At 54.5% G+C, this 21594-nt stretch carries 21 protein-coding genes; 5 read left to right on the top strand and 16 right to left on the bottom strand.

All coding sequences use genetic code 11. From position 1 onward, the window contains the following. The first annotated feature begins 3 nt into the window (after positions 1-3). A complete protein-coding gene (locus tag BFV63_RS11025) occupies positions 4-1422 on the top strand; it encodes a glycoside hydrolase family 1 protein (RefSeq protein WP_048240799.1) in 1419 nt (472 codons plus the stop codon). Continuing rightward, positions 1422-2588 (top strand): mannose-6-phosphate isomerase, class I, encoded by a 1167-nt coding sequence (gene manA, locus BFV63_RS11020; protein WP_053071051.1) that lies wholly within the window; start codon positions 1422-1424, stop codon positions 2586-2588. Before BFV63_RS11025 ends, manA begins: the two co-directional genes overlap by 1 nt. Positions 2589-2740: 152 nt before the next feature. Here the strand turns inward: manA and BFV63_RS11015 are convergent, their stop codons facing one another. The 4 genes from BFV63_RS11015 to BFV63_RS11000 all read right to left on the bottom strand — a co-directional run bounded on the left by BFV63_RS11015 (position 2741) and on the right by BFV63_RS11000 (position 6939). After that, a complete protein-coding gene (locus BFV63_RS11015; RefSeq protein ID WP_225535881.1) occupies positions 2741-3676 on the bottom strand; it encodes an AAA family ATPase in 936 nt (311 codons plus the stop codon). A 255-nt stretch (positions 3677-3931) separates the two neighbouring features. Further along, positions 3932-4189 carry a hypothetical protein gene (locus BFV63_RS23050; protein WP_154816365.1) on the bottom strand — a complete coding sequence of 86 codons (258 nt, stop codon included), beginning with the start codon at positions 4187-4189 and terminating at the stop codon, positions 3932-3934. Positions 4190-4783: 594 nt separating this feature from the next. Beyond that, a complete protein-coding gene (locus BFV63_RS11005) occupies positions 4784-6076 on the bottom strand; it encodes a glycoside hydrolase family 28 protein (RefSeq protein WP_048240801.1) in 1293 nt (430 codons plus the stop codon). Between the two features lie 104 nt (positions 6077-6180). Next, positions 6181-6939, bottom strand: coding sequence for a DeoR/GlpR family DNA-binding transcription regulator (locus BFV63_RS11000; RefSeq protein WP_023324658.1), 759 nt, complete (start codon positions 6937-6939; stop codon positions 6181-6183). A gap of 86 nt (positions 6940-7025) precedes the next feature. Between BFV63_RS11000 and BFV63_RS10995 the strand changes: the two genes are divergently transcribed. Continuing rightward, positions 7026-7610: an NUDIX hydrolase gene (locus BFV63_RS10995; RefSeq protein ID WP_048240803.1), complete on the top strand. Its 585-nt coding sequence runs from the start codon at positions 7026-7028 to the stop codon at positions 7608-7610. Between the two features lie 84 nt (positions 7611-7694). After that, positions 7695-8453, top strand: a complete 759-nt coding sequence (gene tam, locus BFV63_RS10990; protein ID WP_023324656.1) for a trans-aconitate 2-methyltransferase — start codon at positions 7695-7697, stop codon at positions 8451-8453. A gap of 6 nt (positions 8454-8459) precedes the next feature. Here the strand turns inward: tam and BFV63_RS10985 are convergent, their stop codons facing one another. From BFV63_RS10985 to BFV63_RS10965, 5 genes are all read right to left on the bottom strand, one after another. After that, positions 8460-9650 (bottom strand): cytochrome c biogenesis protein/redoxin, encoded by a 1191-nt coding sequence (locus tag BFV63_RS10985; protein ID WP_069597533.1) that lies wholly within the window; start codon positions 9648-9650, stop codon positions 8460-8462. Between the two features lie 135 nt (positions 9651-9785). After that, positions 9786-11081, bottom strand: coding sequence for an ATP-binding protein (locus BFV63_RS10980; protein ID WP_045894376.1), 1296 nt, complete (start codon positions 11079-11081; stop codon positions 9786-9788). After that, positions 11078-11818 carry a response regulator gene (locus BFV63_RS10975; protein ID WP_022651194.1) on the bottom strand — a complete coding sequence of 247 codons (741 nt, stop codon included), beginning with the start codon at positions 11816-11818 and terminating at the stop codon, positions 11078-11080. Before BFV63_RS10975 ends, BFV63_RS10980 begins: the two co-directional genes overlap by 4 nt. Positions 11819-11862: 44 nt before the next feature. Further along, positions 11863-12858: an alpha/beta fold hydrolase gene (locus BFV63_RS10970; protein WP_003857149.1), complete on the bottom strand. Its 996-nt coding sequence runs from the start codon at positions 12856-12858 to the stop codon at positions 11863-11865. Positions 12859-13003: 145 nt separating this feature from the next. Further along, positions 13004-13444, bottom strand: coding sequence for a GNAT family N-acetyltransferase (locus BFV63_RS10965; protein ID WP_048240806.1), 441 nt, complete (start codon positions 13442-13444; stop codon positions 13004-13006). A 303-nt stretch (positions 13445-13747) separates the two neighbouring features. Here BFV63_RS10965 and BFV63_RS10960 point away from each other — a divergent pair, with 303 nt between their 5' ends. Then, positions 13748-14296 carry a GNAT family N-acetyltransferase gene (locus BFV63_RS10960; RefSeq protein ID WP_023314155.1) on the top strand — a complete coding sequence of 183 codons (549 nt, stop codon included), beginning with the start codon at positions 13748-13750 and terminating at the stop codon, positions 14294-14296. Here the strand turns inward: BFV63_RS10960 and BFV63_RS10955 are convergent. The 7 genes from BFV63_RS10955 to BFV63_RS10925 form a co-directional block, all read right to left on the bottom strand. Then, positions 14284-15198, bottom strand: coding sequence for a bestrophin family protein (locus BFV63_RS10955; RefSeq protein WP_003857155.1), 915 nt, complete (start codon positions 15196-15198; stop codon positions 14284-14286). The two genes, BFV63_RS10960 and BFV63_RS10955, sit on opposite strands and share 13 nt — an antisense overlap. Before the next feature lie 201 nt (positions 15199-15399). Further along, positions 15400-16851, bottom strand: coding sequence for a tagaturonate reductase (locus BFV63_RS10950; RefSeq protein WP_023324651.1), 1452 nt, complete (start codon positions 16849-16851; stop codon positions 15400-15402). A 116-nt stretch (positions 16852-16967) separates the two neighbouring features. After that, positions 16968-17495 carry a GNAT family N-acetyltransferase gene (locus BFV63_RS10945; RefSeq protein ID WP_023324650.1) on the bottom strand — a complete coding sequence of 176 codons (528 nt, stop codon included), beginning with the start codon at positions 17493-17495 and terminating at the stop codon, positions 16968-16970. Between the two features lie 82 nt (positions 17496-17577). Then, the gene (locus BFV63_RS10940; RefSeq protein WP_003857161.1) at positions 17578-18543 is read right to left on the bottom strand and encodes a sensor domain-containing diguanylate cyclase; all 966 of its coding nucleotides are present in this window, start codon (positions 18541-18543) and stop codon (positions 17578-17580) included. Positions 18544-18601: 58 nt separating this feature from the next. Further along, entirely contained in the window at positions 18602-18964 is a 363-nt protein-coding gene (locus BFV63_RS10935; RefSeq protein ID WP_003857163.1) for a DUF4186 domain-containing protein, read from the bottom strand. Further along, positions 18964-19890 (bottom strand): glutaminase B, encoded by a 927-nt coding sequence (gene glsB, locus BFV63_RS10930; protein ID WP_003857165.1) that lies wholly within the window; start codon positions 19888-19890, stop codon positions 18964-18966. The genes BFV63_RS10935 and glsB overlap by 1 nt, the downstream gene beginning before the upstream one ends. 62 nt (positions 19891-19952) lie before the next feature. Continuing rightward, positions 19953-21542, bottom strand: a complete 1590-nt coding sequence (locus tag BFV63_RS10925) for a methyl-accepting chemotaxis protein (RefSeq protein ID WP_045894367.1) — start codon at positions 21540-21542, stop codon at positions 19953-19955. Between the last annotated feature and the right edge of the window lie 52 nt (positions 21543-21594).

The following is a 21594-nucleotide window of genomic DNA, read 5'->3' as shown; positions in this document are numbered from 1 at the left end:
ATTATGAATCGGTATCAATTTCCGGAAGATTTTTTTTGGGGCGCAGCGGCGTCGGGTCCTCAGACGGAAGGCATAGCGCATAAGCCGCACCGTTCTATCTGGGATAGTTGGTATGCAGAACAGCCCAACCGCTTTTTCCAGCAGATTGGTCCGCAGAAAGTATGTGAAACCTACAGCAAATATAAAGAGGACGTTGCGCTGATGAAGCAAACGGGATTTAACTCGTTTCGTACATCCATTCAGTGGTCACGGTTGATTGATGATTTTGAAACTGGCGCCCCAAACGCGGAAGCCGTCCGGTTTTACAACAACTACTTAGATGAGATGATCGCCAGCGGCATTGAGCCAATGATTAATCTTTATCATTTCGATATGCCGGAGATTTTGCAAAAGCAGTATGGCGGTTTTGAATCACCCCATGTGACGGATCTTTTCGCACGGTTTGCCCGCACGGCATTTGAGCTATTTGGTCATAAGGTCAAATACTGGATCACCTTTAATGAGCCGATAGTACCTGTTGAAGGCGGCTATCTTTATGATTTCCATTATCCTTGTAAAAAAGATGGCAAGCTGGCGGCGCAGGTTGCATTTAACATTATGCTGGCGCATGCAAAAGCGGTGCACATATACCGAGAACTTGACCTGCCTGGCGAAATTGGCGTGGTGCTTAACCTGACCCCCTCGTACACCCGAAACAACAGCGACGAGGATAAAAAAGCAGCGTGGTATGCCGACCTGTTCTTTAATCGCAGTTTCCTTGATCCGCTGGTGAAGCATGAATTCCCGAAGGAATTATGTGAAGTACTCGCAGCCCATGATTGCTTGCCAGAAATAAAGAAAGCTGATGTAGATCTGATAACTCGTTCGAGGGTAGATTTCCTGGGGGTTAACTACTATGTTCCGCGTCGGGTTAAAGCGCGCGAATGCCCCTATGAGCTTGATTACTTCACGCCAGAGTATTACTTCGAGAACTACAGCGATCCCGAAGGGCGCTTCAATCCGTATCGCGATAATAACGAGATTTACCCCGAAGCGATTTACGATATTGCCTGCAACATCCGCGATAATTACGACAATATGAAGTGGTATCTGGCTGAAATCGGTATCGCCATGGATATCCAGTCAGAAGGTCCGGTTCTGGCTGATGGGTTTATTGATGACACTTTCCGCATCGAATTAATGGAAGAACACCTCCAACAGCTCCATCGCGCCATCAGCGAGGGGGCGAACTGCTTTGGGGTACACCAGTGGACATTTATTGATAACTGGTCTTGGATAAATAGCTTTAAACGTCGTTACGGTTTCTGGCGACTGGATCTGGAAACCGGAGAGCGACAGATAAAGCGCAACGCTATTTGGTTCGCTCAACTTGCTGCCTCTAACGGATTTACGCCCGGGGCATTTATAAAGGGCAACAAATAATGGCCTCGTTCTATCGCATGAGAAATGGCGTAAAAAATTATGCCTGGGGCAGCCGGACGGCTCTGAATACGCTGTTTGGCGTGCCGAATCCGGATGAGCAGCCTCAGGCTGAAATCTGGATGGGGGCGCATCCGGCAGGGTGTTCTGAAATTGAAGTTGGCGCGAACACGGTTTCATTACAGGACGCGATCGCAAAATCCCCCGGCCCCGTTTTAGGGGAACGGACGATGGAAAAATTTTCAGGACTTCCGTTCTTACTGAAGATACTGTCTGCAGAAAGCGCGCTTTCGCTCCAGGTCCATCCCGATAAACGCCAGGCGGTAGAGGGCTACGCCAGGCAGGGAAATCGAGCTGGAGAAGATTATAACGACGCAAATCATAAACCCGAGTTGGTCTATGCAATCACGCCTTTTATGGCGATGAACGGTTTTCGTCCCTATCATGAGATTGTGAATCATTTTCTGCGTCTCAGCTCGCCTGAACTCATGCCTGCGCTGGTTCATTTTCGCCATAACCTTAATAATGAGGGGCTTGAAAACTTTTTTGTCGGCCTGATGCAGCTTGCACCACAGGAGAAACACACTGTTCTGCGGCAGTTGGATGAGAGCCTTCAGGCTGGGGCCTTTGTCCATTTACAGGAATTCCTCATCCGCTTGCAGCGGGACTATCCGGGGGATATCGGCGTCCTCGCACCGCTGTTTTTACACTGCATAACGCTTGAGCCTGGCGAAGCGATGTTTTTGCGGGCCGGTACCCTGCACGCCTACGTTTACGGAACCGCCGTAGAAGTGATGGCGTGCTCTGATAACGTTTTGCGCGCAGGATTAACACCGAAAAAAATTAATTTATCTGAATTAGTTAACTGTACGGCTTTTAGTGAGACTCATGAACATAACTTAAAGCTTGTTCCTGATATTGCTGGAAATGAAAGCCATTATCATGTTCCCGTAGAGGATTTCCGTTTCTCTGTAATAGAAAACTGCCAGCAACACAGAATTGAAGTCTTTAGCGCGCAAATTTTACTAGTGCTTGAAGGCTACACTACGTTGCGCGATACATACGGTGAAGAGATGACGTTCTGCGTCGGTCAGTCGGTATTTATACCGGCTCAGACAGAAGCTTATTTTTTGACACAAAGCGGACAGTGCTGCCTGGTTCAGTGCTGACTAGTTCATGTTTAACAGCATGATTTTATATTAGAAGAGGAAAATAGTCCGCACGGCATAGACTGAGCGGGCTATTTATTTTATTTCTGACCCTTGCGACTTTGTAACCGGCACAACTTTCCCAGTCATAGTTTTCATTTATTTTTACATCTTTAAGCAACTTTGTATTCCTCTGCGGCAACTCTCGCCGCGCTTTCGACATACAGCGGCAACCCTCCGGTGTAGCTTCGTAGCTGCTCATATCCCAGCGCACTGGCGTGCCCACCGAGATCGTTCACTGCGGCAGCCACTGTGTCGATATCCCATCCCTGTAACGATTCACGCTGAAGTCCAGTCATCGCCTCCAGTTGACGGACATTGTCATGGGGCTGGCACAGCAGCACAAAATGGATACGGGTTGTGGCGTGCAGAACATCCTGCAAGTTCTCCACAGGGATACGATGCGCGTTATCCAGTACCAGCAGCAGGTTGTCGTTCCATTGCTGCAAGAAGGTGTCGAACGTTCTCAGCGCTTCAATGCCACTGGCACCAGGGAGCAGTATTCTTCGCAGGCCACCTTGCTCCTGAGTCGCAAACCGGGCTGCCAGCTCACGAACCAGCGTACTGGCAAGTGCAGGGCCTGGAAGGTCGCCAGCATCGTAATACGCACACACTTGGGTACTGTGCTGGGCGGCCTGTGCTGCCCAAGCTGTTTTACCTGCACCGGACAAGCCGCAAATGATGCGTATCCGCACATCCGACACAAAAGAGGGTTCCTCTCTTTGTGGTCGGTAGAGTGTCGGCGGTGCAGGGAAGTCCTGTAACTGAACGATGAGCTGTTCGAACAGGGCAGGAAGATCCCGGGTATAAAACGCATGCTGTCCGTCAGCATCACCTCCGGTGGCGGCGAGCTGGACCAGACCGGCCAGCTTCCAGATCAGGGATTCTGGCGACAATAACGAAAAATTCAGTTGCTCTGCTTGCGCGATGCACCACGCGGCCGCATCAGCCACGGTGTCCCAGGCAGTGGGAAGTGCGGGATGGCGCTCAGCGGTTGACTGGGGCCAGATAAAACGGACATCAGCAGGAAGCGTCTTATCCTCAATCATCTTCTGCAGATGTGGACCTGGCGCCTGGTTGGCGACGATAATGAAAGAAGGGCTTCCCTGGCGGCGCCCATCAGTGTGCTCGTTACGCAGCTCCGCAAACCGCGCGAGAGCGCCAAACACATCGCTGGGAATGATGGGTTTCAGGCGGGTTTTAACCTGAACATATATGCGCTCCTGCCTGGAGTTGAGCTCAATATCCTCATCTAGCTCAACGTTGACCTTCGCCAGGTGCCTGCTGAGGTAGCCTGGGTACCGTTACAGGCAGAAACTGCTGTTCAGCAGCGTCTTACTGCCGCCCAGACCCGAGCGGTCACCGCGAACGGGCAGGTACTGGTGATTGGAAACAGCTACGACACTCGCGGGCGCCAGCAGATGGCCAGCCAGACCCCGGGTGCGACGACCGTCGAAGCTGTCGATTTGGTTGACCTTACCGACTTTGGTGCAGGGTTTAACCTGGAGGCTTCGGATGCGTTGACGCGCCTGGTGCAGTTTGCCGCAGGCGTCATGACCCAAGTTGGCCCCGCAGCGTTGCTGCCCCGGCTGGAAACGCTACGAAGAGGAAGAGCCCGCAATCCGCCGACGGTCGCAGAAGCAGCGTTAGTGGCATTTGCAGAGAGACCAGGTTTTACGCTGGCCGCAGAGGCGCTGCGCCTTCTGACTCGTCAGGATAATGCGCGAGTCTATCGGCCAGAGATTTTGCGCTGTTGTTTGCGCGCCCTGCAGTCGGCTGCTGCCGGAGGCTGCACTTTTGCAGACGCCACGGTAAACGAGCGCGAACGCAATCGCCACGAGAGTCGACCGTTGACCCGGCGTGTAATCGGCAGCACATTGTTGCTAAAGGGACTGGAAGGGGAGGTGGCAGTCATCACATCCCCGGAAGAGATGGATGCACGACACCTCTATGTCGCTATGACGCGGGGATCTTCGCGGCTGGTTGTGTGCTCGCTAACTCCCATATTGGCGGCCCGCTAACACCTAAGAACAAACCCACCACATTTAACATAATATACATTATGCGCACTAAGATTAATTAAGAACAAATCCAGCCGTTTCGGGCCCAGCCTTGTTCTGCTCATTCAGCGAATTATGCCCATAGATTCTATGCCATCAACGTTCATAACTGTCGTTACAGTCTTGCGTGTTCTCTACGGCAGTCACCTGCACATCCTGAAAGCGCAACCCATCCACACCGGAAATTTTCCCAAACTCTGTCGCGTCAATAAAAATCCCCTCCAGCGTTAACCCGGCCACAGGACGCTCCGGATACCCCGCAATGAAAAATGCCCGCGAGAAATATTTGTTGTCTGAGCGACGCGCCGTCATATTTTTAATCGTCAGTCCGCTGACCTCAGTAAGACCGGCTTCGCCCTCAACACCTTCAGCCAGCTTGCGCCAGTGTTCTGGTTTATCAGATAAATTGCTCTGGTCGCCATAGCTGTACTGCGGAAACCAGTTCAGCTGGATCAGCACCGGAAAACGTACGTCCGTAAGACGTAAATTTTGGACGGTGATATCACGGATAAACCCGCCACGGTTGCGGGCCGACTTAATGCGAAATCCGACGCCCGTTCCGTTAAACGCGTTATCTTCTATCAGGACGCGTTCAATGCCACCTGAAGTTTCACTCCCCAGCGTGATCCCGGATCCCTTATTCAGCGTACATCCTCGAATCACTATATCCCGCGCGGTACGTGCTTTTTGCGCCGCTTCGCGTCCTCGTCCTGATTTGATGCAAATATTGTCGTCATTGCAGGACACAATGCAGCGTTCAATCCGCACTTGTTCGCAGGAGTCGACGTCAATCCCGTCGGTGCTCGGCCCCGCAGAATTGCTGATTTGCACAGCCTCAACCGCGATACGGCGCGAATAACAGAGGTGTATGTTCCAGAATCCGGACTCCCGACTGGTAAAATCACGCAGCAGAATGTTCTGGCTTTCAAAGACCAGGATATTGCGCGGGCGCTGACAGTCGTAATCAACCACCCAGCGTAATCCTCTGGCGCTGTAATCGCCAACCATGCCGCTGCGTTCGTCGTCGCCCCAGAAGCGTTGCCACCAGATGACACCCTGCCCGTCTATCGTGCCTGTACCGGTAATGCTGACGTTTTCACAATCAATGATATTAATAATGCCTGCCGGCCAGCGCATATCAATGCCGGCCACCCGGGTGTTTATCAGGGGATAATCAGCCAGATCCTGGCTTCCAACGAGCTGTGCGCCAGCATCCAGGCGAAGCGAAACACCGCTTTTCAGAAACAGTGCGCCGGTCAGAAAACGGCCTTGCGGAATAAGAATGACATCGTTCTCTTGAGCACTGTTTATGGCCTGCTGAATGGCAGACGTTGACAGGCGTTGCGCGGTTGGGTCCGCGCCACACGCCAGAATGGAGATCGCTTTCATGGCTTGTCCTTAAACAAATGAAAGCCTTAGTCTAGAAATCCGCGTGAAGGATAACCTTTGTCTTTTTGACAGCCTGGCGGTCAGGCTGGCAAAAAAGCGGATATTTACTGGCTTGCGATCACCGTAACGCCCTTTTCTTTCATGGCGCTCACCCAGCGTTCATCCGTTGTGTTTTCAACAACCAGCGTATTCACCAGCGACAGGTCGCCAATCACGAACGCCGAGGCCGTGTTGATCTTTTCCGGCGAGGCCAGTACCACCGTTTCCGCCGCTCTGCCGGAAAATGCACGTTTGATGCACGCTTCTTCATAATCTCCGGTGGTCAGCCCGGCCTCAGGATGCACGCCGGTGACACCCATGAAAAACAGATCCGCATGAATATTATTGATGCCTTCAATTGCGGCCGCGCCGACCGTGACGATGGAGTGTTTATACAAACGACCACCAATCAGGATCACCTCTATGCTCGGATGGCCGACCAGACCCAATGCGATACCCGGGCTGTGCGTCACCACGGTTATCGGTAAATCGGGTGGGAAGAATGTAATAAGTTCAGAGGTGGTCGTCCCGCCATCAATGATCACCACCTGCCCCGGTGAAATGAGCTGCGCGCCTCGCCGTGCCACGCGTTTTTTTGCATCCATTTTGACGGACTGACGCTCGGCAAAAGGCGCAATCGCTGAAGATGCTGGCAGTGCACCGCCGTGAACACGCTGCAAACGCCCTTCTGCCGCCAGTTCACGTAAATCCCGGCGGATAGTGTCCTCAGACACCGAGAAAAAGAGGCTGAGCGCAGTTGACTGGACCTGGCCTTCCGCCTCCAGTTTTTCCAGAATCAACTGTTTACGCTGGCTTGTGAGCATGATTTATTCCTGATGTTGCACGATGTGTCTTGTATTTGCACGATAGTGCTGTTTATGATGCTTACTCTACGAGAGGAGAGCCAAACGTGCAATCAAAACGTGCAGATATACGCATCATCAACAGCGAAACGTTGTCCGACAACTGGTATAACCTAAAAAAATACACTTTTGACTTCCAGCGCAGCGATGGCGACTGGCAGCGGCAAGAGCGTGAAGTGTATGACCGGGGGAATGGCGCGACGATCCTGCTCTATAATCGCGACAGCAAAACCGTCATTCTGACGCGTCAGTTCCGTTTCCCGGTGTTTATCAATGGTCACGAAGAGGATCTCATTGAGGCGGCCGCCGGGTTGCTTGATAACCTTGACCCGGAAAGCCGGATTAAGGCCGAAGCGGAAGAAGAAACCGGGTTTAAGGTGACGCGCGTAGAGAAAATTTTTGTGGCCTATATGAGCCCGGGCTCGGTTACCGAGAAACTCTACTTCTATCTGGCGGAATATCATCCGCAGGATCGGACCAGCGCGGGCGGCGGCGTTAAAGCTGAGGGGGAAGATATCGACGTTCTGGAAATGACGCTGGACGACGCGCTTCGGGGCATTGAAAATGGGCAGATCGTCGACGGAAAAACCATCATGCTGCTCTATCACCTGGCCCTCAAAGGCATTTTATAATCTCACCATTAGCCAGATACCTGCCCCGGCGCAGGTATTTGCCTGTGCTATTCTTGCTGAACACCTCAACATGGAGATGCGAAAATGGCCGACTGGGATCCCTCTCTTTATCTACAGTACAGCGCAGAACGCACTCGTCCCGCCGCTGAGTTACTGGCCCGGGTGCCGCTTGCTGACATAACCTCAGCCGTGGATTTGGGCTGCGGGCCAGGCAACAGCACCGCGCTGCTGAAACAGCGCTGGCCTTCTGCGCAGATCGCCGGCGTGGATAACTCCCCGGCCATGCTGGAGGAAGCCCGACAGGCCCTGCCAGACTGCTACTTTATTGAGGCGGATATCCGTCACTACAAACCTGACCAGCCGCTCAGCCTGATCTACGCCAACGCCTCATTGCAATGGATCCCGGACCATTACCACCTTCTGCCACACCTGGTTTCACTGCTCCAGTTAAACGGCGTGCTGGCGGTGCAAATGCCTGACAACTGGCTTGAGCCGACGCACGCCCTGATGCGTGAAGTTGCCTGGGAACAGGGCTACCCCGATCGTGGCCGCGAGCCATTGCCGGGTATCCATGCCTACTACGATATTCTGACGGAAGCGGGATGTGACGTGGATATCTGGCGCACCACCTACTTCCATCAGATGAGCTCTCATCAGGCGATTATTGACTGGGTCAGCGCGACGGGGTTACGGCCGTGGTTACAGGAACTCAACGAAAGCGAGCAGAAAAACTATCTGAAACGCTACCTTGAGCTGCTGGAAGAGCAGTATCCGCTCCAGGAGAACGGGCAGATACTGCTGGCTTTTCCGCGCCTGTTTATGGTGGCTCAGCGGGTTCCGTAAGCCGGATCAGGAACGCGCTTCCTTGAGCAACTGCTGAATCACGGCCTCCTGCTTGTCGTAGTTACCTTCGCCAAACGCGGTGTAACGCAGTTGTCCTTTCGCATCGAAATAGTAATGCGCTGGCCAGTACTGATTTCCGAACGCGCTCCAGATTTTGTAGTTATTATCCGTCACTACGCGGTACGGCAGCTGCCATTTATTGACCGCGTTTTTCACCGATGATAACGGCTTTTCCCAGGGGTATTCCGGGGTATGGACGCCAATCACCACCAGACCTTGTGACTCATATTTCTTCGCCCAGTCTCGAACATGCGGAAGGGTATGCTGGCAGTTGATACAGTCCCAGGTCCAGAAATCGATAAGCACAACTTTCCCCCGCAAGGCCTCAGACGTGACAGGGTCACCGTTTATCCAGCCCGTACCGCCGCTTAATGATGGTAGCTGGCTGCTCGGCGTTGCGTCAGCGACTGGTTGCAGTTTCACCTGCGTGGAGGATGGTTGCGCAAGGCTCAACAGAGCGTTTTCCAGCTGGTCGGCAATACCGTTGGCACTTTTCAGGGCTGAGGTCATCCCGCTGGCGTTGAACGCAACGGCAGCTAACATCATCACTCCCGCTCCCTGACGCAAACGCGCCATCAATGCGGATTTGGCTCTCAGAGGGGCTATCAGCTTACGGCCCCCCGCGACAAGCAGCCCCAGCATCAACGCGCATCCACTGCCGTAAGCGGCTAACAGCGCTCCGGTTGCGATGGCCGAGTGGCCCGCAATATTAATGCTGAAGATCGCCCCGAGAATCGGTCCGGCACAGGGGGACCACATAAGTCCAACGGCCAGTCCTGCCAGAAAAGCCGAAACCAGGCCGCGTCGCTGAACGCTGTGGGTGTTGAGAACGTTTCCCGCACTGACCGCCGGACGGGCAATGCGCTGAGCAAACTGCGGGAAGATCAGAGCCAGGGCGGCAATGCTCAGTATCAGCAGCGCAATCCAGCGACCGATAACGGTGGCGTCAGCGATCCACTCGCTGGCAATCGTTACTACCATCGCCACCAACGTGAACATCACAATCATTCCCGCCAGAAGCGCCAGAATGTGTTTGCGCTGCCCCTGAAAGCCAGCGAACAGCAGAGGAATGACGGGAAGCGTGCACGGACTGAGCAGGCTAATCATGCCGCCCAAAAAAGCGATTATCAGAAACATAACGACCTCACGATACGGTTGCTGCGAAGGTGCAGTGAGGTTATTTGACCGTACGAATGTGTTCAGGCCGTGTGCGAAAAGCTGAATTTTGTCTGCCTGCGTATCGGCACGGGGTGCAGATACACAGGCGTACAATTAACCGCGCGGAAGAGTCACGCTTACGGCCAACCCGCCCTCTGCCCGGTTTGCAATATGCAATTTCCCGTCAAGCTGGGCGGTGAGCTGCGCGGCAATGGCGAGGCCTAACCCGGTGCCGCCCGTTTCGCGGTTGCGCGACGTTTCAACCCGGTAGAACGGCTGTAACACCGCCTCCAGTTCTGCCTCCGGGATGCCGGGGCCGTTATCCATAATGCGGATCGCTACCTGCCTTTCATCTTCATCAATCTCTATAACCGCGCTATCGCCAAACTTGAGCGCATTATCCAGCAGATTGGTCATTACCCTGCGCAATGCCTGTGGACGAGTAACGATCGGCAGACGCGCATTGCGTGCATGAAACTGCACGTTTTTACCAATGTCCTGATAATCACTGGCGATGCTGTTAACCCACGCGTTCAGCTCCAGCTTCAGCGTGGTCTCTTCCAGTGATTCTGATGACCGGGCATAGGCAATCCCCTCCCGTACCAGGCGCGACATATTATCCAGGTCGCTCAGCAGCTTATCGCGGATTTCGGGCTGATCTGCCATTTCGATCCGCAGCTTCATGCGCGTGATGGGCGTCTGGAGATCGTGAGAAATGGACGCCAGAATCTGCGCGCGTTCACGCAGATACGTTTGTATCCGCGACTGCATCTCATTAAAAGCGTGTGCAGCCTGGCGCACTTCAACCGGTCCTTTTTCAGTCATCGGTGAATGGGCCGCAGGATCGAGGGAATCAACCGCACGCGTGAATTGCAGGAAAGGCCGGACAACCTGGCGTACGGCAATCCAGGAGCAGAGCGCGACAAGTAACAGCTGAAGAACTAGCACCACGGGTAACCAGCTGGCGACAGGCGGCATGCGCGGGATCAGATCGATAGTGAGCGGTGCGCCGTCGCGGAGCGTCAGATGGGCCTGAATATGGGAGATTGGCCCTGGCACCGCCGTAAACTGGAGCGGATATTGGGCTGAAAGCGTCTCTTTCAGGGTGCGAATTGCATCCCGCGAGCGCTTGTCCGTTGGTGCGGCGCCTGCCTCGCCGGGGCCGAGGATATAACGATAATTACCGCGACTGAGCCGTTCCAGCCACTCTGGCCTCTCTTTGGCCGGAAGCCGGTCGAGAATGGCCACGCTGGTCGCCACGTCATTCTCAAGATTGCCCAGCATAACCGTGCGCGCGCTGTGCATTCGCTCAACCATGACCAGCGTCAGGCTGAGCGCGTTAGCCAGTAAGAGTCCAAGCAGCACAATGATCAGCAGCCGGGCCAGTAAGGTGCGGGGCCACAGCGTCATTCATTGGCCTCGACGATGGTCACCGGCATGGTAAAAACGTAGCCTTCGCTGCGAACGGTTTTAATGTAGGCCGGCGTGCGGGCATCTTCATTCAGGCGCTGTCGCACGCGGCTCACCAGGAGATCAATCGAACGCTCAAACAGCTCGGCATCACGTCCCTGCGTCAGGTTCAGCAGCTGATCGCGGGTCAGCACCCGTTGAGGATGATCGAGGAATACGCGCAAAAGGCGATATTCCGCCCCGCTGAGCGCCACAACCATCCCCTCGTTATCAATCAGATGACGCGCCACGGTATCCAGTTGCCATTCACCGAACACCACCAGGCGCCCTGCCTCGGTCACCTGAAGATTAGGCGGCATAGTACGAAAACGACGCAGGATAGCTTTGATACGCGCCAGCAGTTCGCGGGCCACAAACGGTTTCACAACATAATCGTCGGCGCCCATCTCCAGTCCCAGGATCCGGTCCGTGTCCTCGTTGCGCGCGGTGAGCATCAGGATCGGCAGATCCTTATGCCTGCTGCTGCGCAGCTGTCGACACAGCGTCAGGCCATCATCGCCGGGCATCATCACGTCCAGCACCACCAGGTCGATATGCTGTTTGTCGAGCACTACGCGCATCTCTTTCCCGTTCGCCGCGCCAGAGGCGTGGTAGCCGGATTTCACGAGGTAATCGACAATCAGTTCACGAATATCCCTGTCGTCATCGACGACAAGGATGTGATCAATATGCTCCACCGCAGGCTCCTGATTAAGAGGTAACGGATTGAAAATAGCACATATCAGAGCTTATCCGCGTCGACAACGGCTTTAACAAAGTCCTGCGGATCTTCCTGCGGCGGGTTGTGGCCAACCGTTGCGCCGAAAGTACGGTGCTCATATTTTCCGGTGAATTTCCCCGCATAGGCTGCGGGTGCAGGATGTGGTGCTCCGTTGTTACCACCCTCGATGGTGATGGTCGGCACCGTAATATTCGGCAGCGTAGCTAGCTTTTGTTCGTAGGCGTCATATTTCTGCTCACCCTTCTCCAGCCCCAGACGCCAGCGGTAATTACTGAGCGTGACGGCAACGTGGTCCGGGTTATCGAGGGATTTGGCGCTGGCATTGAAGGTGGCATCGCTGAATTTCCAGTCAGGCGAAGCCTGGGACCAGATCAACCGGGCAAAATCGTGCGTATTTTTAGCATAGCCCTCCGCCCCGCGCGGCGTGGCGAAATAGAACTGATACCACCACTGAACCTCTGCCTTCGGCGGTAAAGGCTGTTTGCCAATCGCCTGGCTGCTGATCAGGTAGCCACTTACCGAGACCAGCGATTTCACCCGTTCCGGCCAGAGCGCTGCAACGATATCTGCCGTACGCGCCCCCCAGTCATAACCGGCAAACACCGCCTGTTTGATATTCAGGGCGTCCATCAGGTTGACGATGTCTTTTGCCATTGCCGAAGGCTGGCCGTTTCGCGGCGTTTTATCAGAAATAAAGCGTGTGGTGCCGTACCCGCGCAGGGACGGCACAATGACACGATACCCCTTCGCGGCCAGCGCGGGGGCCACTTCTGCATAACTGTGAATGTCGTACGGCCAGCCATGCAGCAGGATCACCGGTTGCCCCTCTTTTGGCCCGATATCGACGTAACCGACGTTCAAATCGCCAGCGTTAATCTGTTTAACCTGGTTAAAGGCCGACGCGTAATCCTTACCCGTCGCTTCTGCCTGGCAGGACATCACGGTGCCAAGTGATACGGTCAGGGCGACGGCTGAGTATGCGAGTTTATTAAACATGATGTTATCTCCGGGTAAGTTCAGTTGACGGAGATATAACACCATGCGTTTGTATAGGAGATGTGTGCGGATGCGGTTTTATTGCATACCTGTGTATGTATCACAGAGGCAGATACAGTGTGATACAAACCCAGGTATTAAACGACTAAAGCGAGATTCGGTACCGGACGTAATCGTCGGCTTCACCATAGTGATCATACAGCTTACGCGCCGGATTGTTCATGCGGGTTACCCAGTAGAGTTTTGACCACCCTTCCCGCTTGCCTTCATCGATCAGGGCGTCGATAAGCGCTTTACCCGCCCCTGCGCCACGTTCGGCAGCTTCAACAAACAGATCTTCCAGATAGCAAACGGGCGCGGTTGACCAGGTCCCTTCATGCAGGACGCACATGGCGAAGCCGATGACGCGGCCGTCCTTCTCCACGACACGGCAAAACAGAGATGATGAATCTGCGAGCGCCCTGTCCCAGGTGGCCGCGGTAACGGACTCGTCAAGGTAGCACTCATAAAAATGGGTATAGCCATCCCACAGCGGTCGCCACTGTGGGTAATCTTCTGTGCATAAAGGACGTACGGTTAGCGTCATCTGTTCTGACCTTACAAATCAATTGCCATTTCAATACAGCGTAAATGCGCGTCGGCCATACGCGAGTAATGCGTATTTTCACCCAGCATGGCAAAACCCACTAGATTTTGCAGCCATGGCGAATCGCTTCGTTACGGACGTGCCAGAGTGTTTCGGCTTCTTCGGGCCTGGCTTTTCTCAGCATCATATAACCCCTTTTATGGATAAACCTGAATAACAAAAGCACGACCAAATAGAATGTGATATTGATGAAAATACCAGAACCCAAACAAAAGCATAACGCTTAATTATGGAGATCAGCGGATGACCATACCCACGCTTACCACCGAGCGCCTGATATTACGCCCCCTGATTGCAGAAGATGCCGTCCAGATCCAGCAACACTATCCGCGCTGGGAGATTGTCCGCTATATGGTGGCTTCAGTCCCCTGGCCCTACCCGGAAAACGGTGCAGAAAATTATGTCAACAACGTTGCACTGCCCGATATGGCCAAAGGGATTGCGTGGTTCTGGACGATTCGCCGTCGCGAAGCGCCTGACGAACTGATGGGGTTGATTTGCCTGTATGACGTGGAGGACAACAATCGGGGCTTCTGGCTCGCGCCGGAATTTCAGGGCCAGGGATATATGCGCGAGGCGAGTATTGCGGCCACGGATTACTGGTTCAATACGCTCAATAAACCGGTGTTGCGCGCGCCGAAAGCGGCTGCAAACAGCCGCTCCCGATGTATTTCAGACAGCAGCGGCATGCGGCTCATCAGGACGGAGAAGAAAGCCTATGTCAGCGGTCTGCTGGATTCGGAGCTGTGGGAAATCACCCGCGACGAGTGGAATGCCCGTCAGGTCAGCTGATAATGCTTATCCGGCATCAGTCTTTCAGGTATGTTCTCTTCATCGTTCATCTGCAACAGATCGCGCTCCATCATGTTGCAGATGGCGTCCAGCGGCAGATCGTTATCTTCCGTCCCAAACGGATCTTCCAGCTCTTCCGCCAGCGTGTCCAGCGAGATAAAGGTGTAGGAAATCAGTGCAGAGACAAAGGGCGTCATGTAATGCAGGTCAACGACCAGCGCAAACGGCAGCATGATGCAGAACAGATACACCGTCCGGTGCAGGATCAGCGTATAGGCAAACGGGACTGGCGTATTGGCGATACGCTCACAGCCAGCCAGCACGATGGACATATCATTCAGGCGGTTGTTGAGGCTGTGAAACAGAATGTCTGAAAGGTGCCCGCTACGCCGCCGCACGGCCAGCCACTCCCCCATGATCAGCAGGATACGGTTCGCCGGCGAGTTGGCGTCCATCACTTTACGTAAATCGTCTGGAGCCAGATAGCGGGACAGCTGATCGGCATTGGTTTCTCTGCGTAGAGTCATTCGCAGACAGTTAGCAAACGCGATTTGCAGGCGGACAAACTCTCCAAGATGTTTATCATCCGGCAAGGTGTTTTTTACCTCGCGAAACAGCGAGCGCGCCGCTATCATCAACTGCCCCCAAAGCAGACGCGCCTCAACGTAGCGCGAATAACAGGCGTTATTGCGAAACCCCAGGAAGATGGCGATAGCCACACCCAGAATGCTGAACGGCGCGACGGTAAACCGGATACCCAGCGAGGTGTACCACGGCAGCATGACAATCACGGCGATGGAAAGCAGGAAGTTAAGCAGCAGTCGGGTATAAATTTTGGGAAGTACCGAACCATGCCAGACAAAAATCAGTTGCAGCCAGTGCTGTTGAGGACGAACAATCATAATCAGCTTCAGAAAAGTAAAGAGCGCGGCTATTAAACGTGATCCCCCTCACGGTTGCAAGCATGTTAATAGCTCATTGCATTTTCTGACCTGTTAAGCCTGAACCGCACGGTGCCGCAAGTGCTTTCTAAAAAAAGAACGGATAGTATGTTGTAACTAAATAAGGTCTTTAAAAAACCCGGCCAACGCCGGGCATTATGATTAGCAGAGCGGTTTTACCGCATCGCGCATGCCTTTGCTTAAAATTGCATCCAGATCCAGCGCAACCTGTTCTACCAGTCCGTTCACCAGAGTGAGATCCTGTTCCCAGTGCTCGCTCACGCTTAACACCGACGATACCAGTTCACGGGTAGTGACCTGTTTGTCGTGATGTTGCGTCCACAGCTGCTGGTAACGTTCAAGCCAGTGCGCATCGTCCTGCACCGGATAGCGCTCACCGTTGCGCTCGGCACGGTAAAATGCAATCAGCGCCGCCAGAGCAAAGGTCAGACGTGCTGGCAGTTTGCCGGTCACCTTCTGCCCTGCCAGCAGTTGCGGCAGAATGCGGGTGCGGTACTTGGTCATCCCGTTCAGTGCAATCGACAGCAGCTGATGCTTAATGTACGGATTACGGAAACGCCCCGTTACGGCACTGGCGAAGGAGTGCAGCTCGTCGCGCGGCAGATCCAGGACCGGAATAATCTCCTCATAAATAGCTCTCTCTACGAACGCGCAAATTTCCGCGTCGTTCATGGCTTCCCCAACCGTATCCAGGCCGGCCTGAAAAGCGACCGGAACCAGCGCCGTGTGCGCGCCGTTGAGGATCGCCACCTTACGCTCTTTATACGGTTTGATATCGTCAACAATCAGGACGTTGAGTGGGTATTTATCCAGGCGCAGTTCAGCTGCAAGTGATTTCGGCCCCTGAATAACAAACAGATAGAAATGTTCCGCCGTGTCGAGGAAGCTGTCGTGATAGCCCAGCCCGGCTTCCAGCTCTGCCACCTCATCACGCGGATAGCCGGTAACAATGCGGTCAACCAGCGTCGAACAGAAAGTGTTAGCATCATTCAGCCACGCAATGAATGCCGCCGGCAGTGCCCACTCCTGTGCATAACGTAGCACCAGTTCACGCAGGGCATCGCCGTTGTAGTCGATAAGCTCACAAGGAATAATGATCCAGCCTTTATCCGCAGCCCCGTTAAAGTAGGTAAAGCGTTCGAACAGCAGACGCGTCAGTTTGGCCGGATAGCTGGCAGCAGGCGCATCGTCAAACTTATCCCCCGCATGATAGCTGATGCCCGCCTCCGTGGTATTGGAGAAGACAAACCGCATGTCCGGGTTATGGGCGAGCGCCAGAAATTCATCGTACTGGCTGTAGACGCTGATTTCACGATTTACGGAACGAATAAGACGCGCATCGCTTACCGCTTCTCCCTGCTCATTCAGACCACGAATAATTGTGGTATACAGACCATCCTGGGTGCTCAGCGACGGCGGAAAATCGCTCTGGATCGGCCGCACAATCACCACACCGGCATTGAGATCGGTATGCTCGTTTAAGAGGTCGATTTGCCAGTCAACGAACGCGCGCAGGAAGTTACCTTCGCCAAACTGGATGATACGTTCAGGGTAGCACGCACCGGGAAAATCACGACGGTTGAGAGTGTTCACAATGGAGGTCCTTTATGATTAGTCATACAGCCTGATAAGATTGGTGTGATAACTTATCAAAACTTCAGGACCAGAACCCCTGTCTGGATCAACTCAGGACGCGATGGTGAAAAATATCAAAGAAATTTATAGAACATCGAGGTCGCCGTCATGTCCCCGTTCGGCATCAGGGCGTAGCGTGGGATCTCCCCCGCCTTTTGCCAGCCCGCTCTCTGATAAAACGTCTCCGCGCCGCTGCCGGTTGAGGTATCAAGCACCAGCACCGTAAGCGCTTTTTCACGCGCAACCGCCTCCAGGGATTCCATCAGCGCCATTGCCGCCCCTTTACGGCGCGCTTTCTCATGAACCAGCAGTTTCGCGACATCAGCACGGTGCGGCTGGTTTTCAGGCTGATCGGTAATCAGCTGGACCGTGCCAACCAGCCCCTGCTCCGCATCAAAACAGCCCAGGACGGTACGCTCGTCGCGCCCGACGCTGTCTGCGACGCCGAGCCAGAAGGTTTGGGCTTTCGCGGCAGAAAAAGGCAGCATAAAGCTGACGGAGGCGCCGCCGTTGACACAGTTGACGAGAATATCGTTCAGGGCATCAATGTGGGTGAGGATGTCCTGTCGGGAGAGAGGTTTAATCAGCATGGGAGAGTTCATTGCGCGTCCTTAGGTTGAATCTCTCCACTTTGCTATTAACATTTTTGTAACGCAATAAGCGATGACATAGGATTTCGTTATGTCATTTTTCGCCGTGGTGTTGCCGCTTCATGGCGTACATTTGCGCATCCGCGTGTTTTAACCATGCCTGAATATCGTTGCGGTGGTGATCGAACTCGCTCAGCCCCCAGGAGAACTGTAACGACCAGGGATGCAGCTGACGCGCGTTATACTTTTCCGTTTGTTCGACGAGATACTGCATGGCGATCCAGGCGCCAGGCTCATCGGTATCCGCAAACAGCACCGCGAACTCATCTCCCCCGAAACGTACCAGCAGATCGGCCTCGCGGAACGAGGAACGCATCAGGGCGGCCATCGCTTTCAGAGCTTTGTCACCCTCCTGATGTCCGAAGCGATCGTTAATGGTTTTGAAATGGTCCAGATCCAGCCAGCCAAGGGTTAACGGTTCTGCCCGACGCTGCGAAACCGACAGTGCAAACTGCGCAAACTGGTTAAACCCGCGACGGTTAAACAATCCCGTGAGTTCATCGGTCGTGGCGGCGCTAACGGCTGCAAATTCATCCTCCGCCAGCGCGCTGAGATCGGCCAGTACGGCGGCATCCGCCGCGGTAAACTCCCGCGGCGCGTAATCAATGAGACACAACGATCCTACGCACGCCCCGTCGCGTAAACGCAGCGGGAAACCGGCATAAAAGCGCACGCCCGGACCTCCCGCCACCTGCGGATTATCCGCGAAGCGTTCGTCCAGGAGCGTGTCACTCACCACCAGCGGCGCGTCACCCAGGATCGTATGACCGCAAAACGAGAGGTCGCGAGGCTGGCTGGCGAGTGCCCGGCCGTCAGCAGATTTCACGATCGCGGCGTGGTCATCCACCAGCGTAATCATCGCCAGCGGCACCCTGAAAAAGCGTGTTGCCAGCCGCGTAAGACGATCAAACGCGGGATAATTGTCGATCTCAAGCAGACCGGATTCGCGCAGCGCATTCATGCGCTCCGCTTCATTAACGGGAATTTGAGGTGCCTTCATAACGTCTCCTGACGCTGAGCATTAGTAAAAGCGTAGCTTAAACAGAGACATTGTCAGTTCAGGAGGCACGATTTACCTCTATGACCAGCCAATGATGGATTACGTTGACGATATACTGTTGTTGCTGCGCACTCAGCGGCACGCCCTGCGGAATAGCGTGCCACTTAGCCAGACAGCCCCGACAGCAGGTTGCCGTGGCATGCTGGGCGATAAAAACCGGATGGCCGCGCATCGGCGTCTGCTTACCGTCATTCACCGGGTGTGCAGGCGCCAGCCGCGCGGCGACAAAATCGGCGGCATGCTTATCGATAGTCTCTGCGCCCTTATCCCAGCAGTATTGCCGCTCTTTCGTCCCTAAATGAAATCGTGAACGAAACGTGGAGCGAGCCAGGCGCGCGAACAGAGGATCTAACGTGGACATCAGTATACGGACCGTCCAAGACGTTTGGTCAGCTGTTCCAGCGCCGCTACGCCCGCCAGTGAATTTCCGGTCTCGTCCAGTTCCGGGCTCCAGACGGCAATCGCCATCTCGTGGGGGACAATCGCCACGACCCCACCGCCAACGCCGGATTTAGCCGGCAGCCCCACGCGCCAGGCAAACTCCCCGGCATTCTGATACATTCCGCTGGTTGCCATTAAGGCGTTGATCTGCCGGGCCTGCATCGGGGAGACAACGTCCTCGCCCAGATGAGGGGCATGGCCCTGATGCGCCAGAAACAGAAAAGTCTGCGCCAGTTCAACGCAGTTCATCTTCAGCGCGCAGTAATGAAAATAGTTTTGCAGCACCGTGGCAACGTCATTATGAAAGTTGCCGAAGGACTTCATCAGCCAGGCGATGGCGGCGTTACGTGCAGAGTGTTCAAACTCAGAGCGCGCTACCACCGGATCGTAGGCGATATCCTGCACGCCGGAAAGCTGCCGCACAATCTGGAGCATCCGCTGGCGCGGCGCGCTCAGCCGGCTTTGCAGCATATCGCACACCACCAGCGCCCCGGCGTTAATAAATGGGTTACGCGGCTTACCCTGTTCGATTTCCAGCTGAAGAAGGGAGTTAAACGGCTGACCGGACGGATCTTTGCCCACCCGCTGCCAGATCTCCTGCTCGTCATACTGGCGCATGGCGGCAACGAGGCTAAGCACTTTTGAGATCGACTGAATGGAAAATCGCTCCAGCGCGTCTCCCGCCTGAAAACGCTGCCCGTCGACAGTACAAATGGCGATGCCGAGCTTATTACCGCTGATCGAGGCCAGCGCGGGAATGTAATCGGCAACCTTACCCTGCCCCAGTAACGGACGAACCTGCGCCAGAATCTCGTCCAGCATCTCATTATGGATGACCGCAGCCACACTTTGCTCCTTGCCCTCAGGCTAAAACGGGCTGCGAGTATAACAGAGGCTTATACGTCACGTCAGGCAGGGAGACGAAAACGCGAGACGGCCTGCAACAAAAGATCGGACTGTTGATGCAGGCGCTCAGAGGCATTTGACGCTTCGCTAACCAGCACATCAGTCTGACGTGATACCTGATTCAGCGCCTGAAGCTGACGGGTCATCTGATGGATGCTATCCCCCTGATTCAGGGTGGCCAAGGAAATATCATTCAGCAGGCTGCTCAGATTCGCCACCAGCCCGGTGACCTGTTGCAAATTCTCTTCCAGACGGTTTACCACCTGAGATCCTTCCTCAATGCCCTGAAGCGAGTGGTTAATCAGCGCCTGGATGGTTTGCGTAGAGTGACTGCTTTTTCTGGCCAGCAACCCCACTTCCCGGGCGACCACCGCAAATCCGCGCCCCTGCTCTCCTGCATGGGCGGCTTCAATGGCAGCATTGAGGGCGAGAATGTTGGTCTGAAACGCCACGCTGTCGATCATCGCGACGATCCCGCGCATCTCTGAGGATCGGTCGACGATCGTCTGCATCGAGCCATTCACCGCCGTCATCATTTGCTCCCCGCCTACGGCAGCCTGTCGGGCTTCATCCGCGCGCGAGCGGGCGAGTTTTGCATAACCTGTGTTCCCCTCAACGTGGGTTTCGAGATCGGCGATATGCGCGGTCACCTCCTCCAGCTCTTTGGCTTGTCGCGTAGACTGCTGATAAAGCTTCTGATTCCCCTGCGCAAGTGACCCAATATTTTCAACCATGGCGGTAGTGGCCTCGCTGACCTGAGTCACCAGCTGCTGTAGCCCAAGCTGCATGGCGGTAATACTGCCGCAGAGCTGGCTGATTTCACGGTTAAAGCGCACAACGTCAGGCGGCGTGCCTGATAAATCCCCTGCCGCAAGCTGGTTAATATGGATAATCAGACGGCGTAGCGGGGATATCACCCACTTCGCCATTCCAAACCAGACGGCTATGGCAATGGCCAGCAGCACCAGCGGCGCAAACAGGAACAGCCGTTGCAGGCCTGAGAGTTGTTCCATGAGCGACTGACGCCCCTGTATCGCCTGCTTCTCACTCCGTTGCTGATAGCGTGCAAAGTTGTCATTAAAATCGGTCTGAAAGGCCTGGGCGGGTACGGCAAAAAAGAGGTCGATGCTGTTGGTTTTCACCAGCCCTTCCGCCTGCTCGCTAATGGCACCGAAGAACAGCTGATAGCTGTTAACAAGCCCCTCGTCCTGCGGAGGATTAAGCGCGAGCCATGCTTGCCATGCCTGTTGAGACGCCGCCAGGGATTTTTGCGCCTCGTCCATCAGGCTATGCCAGCTCCCTTCCGAACCGGTCTCTTTATCCTGCATAAAGTACACTCCGGAGCGGTTGAGCAGATCGCTCGCCGCAAGCAGCGAAATACGGGCCTGATCCAGCCTGCTCTGTTGCTGCCAGGCCAGCTGATTGCGCTGTTCGTTACGCTGGGCTTGATTCAGGGAGGCGGTGAGCAGGAAGGAGGAAGAGAGTTGCAGGGCGGAGAAAAGGCCAATAATACAAAAGATGCCGGTCAGCAGGCCAAACTGACGAGGAATAAAGCGCGGCGCAAGACGACTAAAAATTTGCGTTAGGTTCATAATTTTCTTCTGTAACAATACGTTAGACGCGGCGAGTCTACGAAACGAAAAT

Source organism: Enterobacter hormaechei subsp. xiangfangensis, from assembly GCF_001729785.1.
Taxonomy (GTDB): Bacteria; Pseudomonadota; Gammaproteobacteria; order Enterobacterales; family Enterobacteriaceae; genus Enterobacter; species Enterobacter hormaechei_C.
This window is presented reverse-complemented; position numbering and strand designations above follow the sequence as displayed.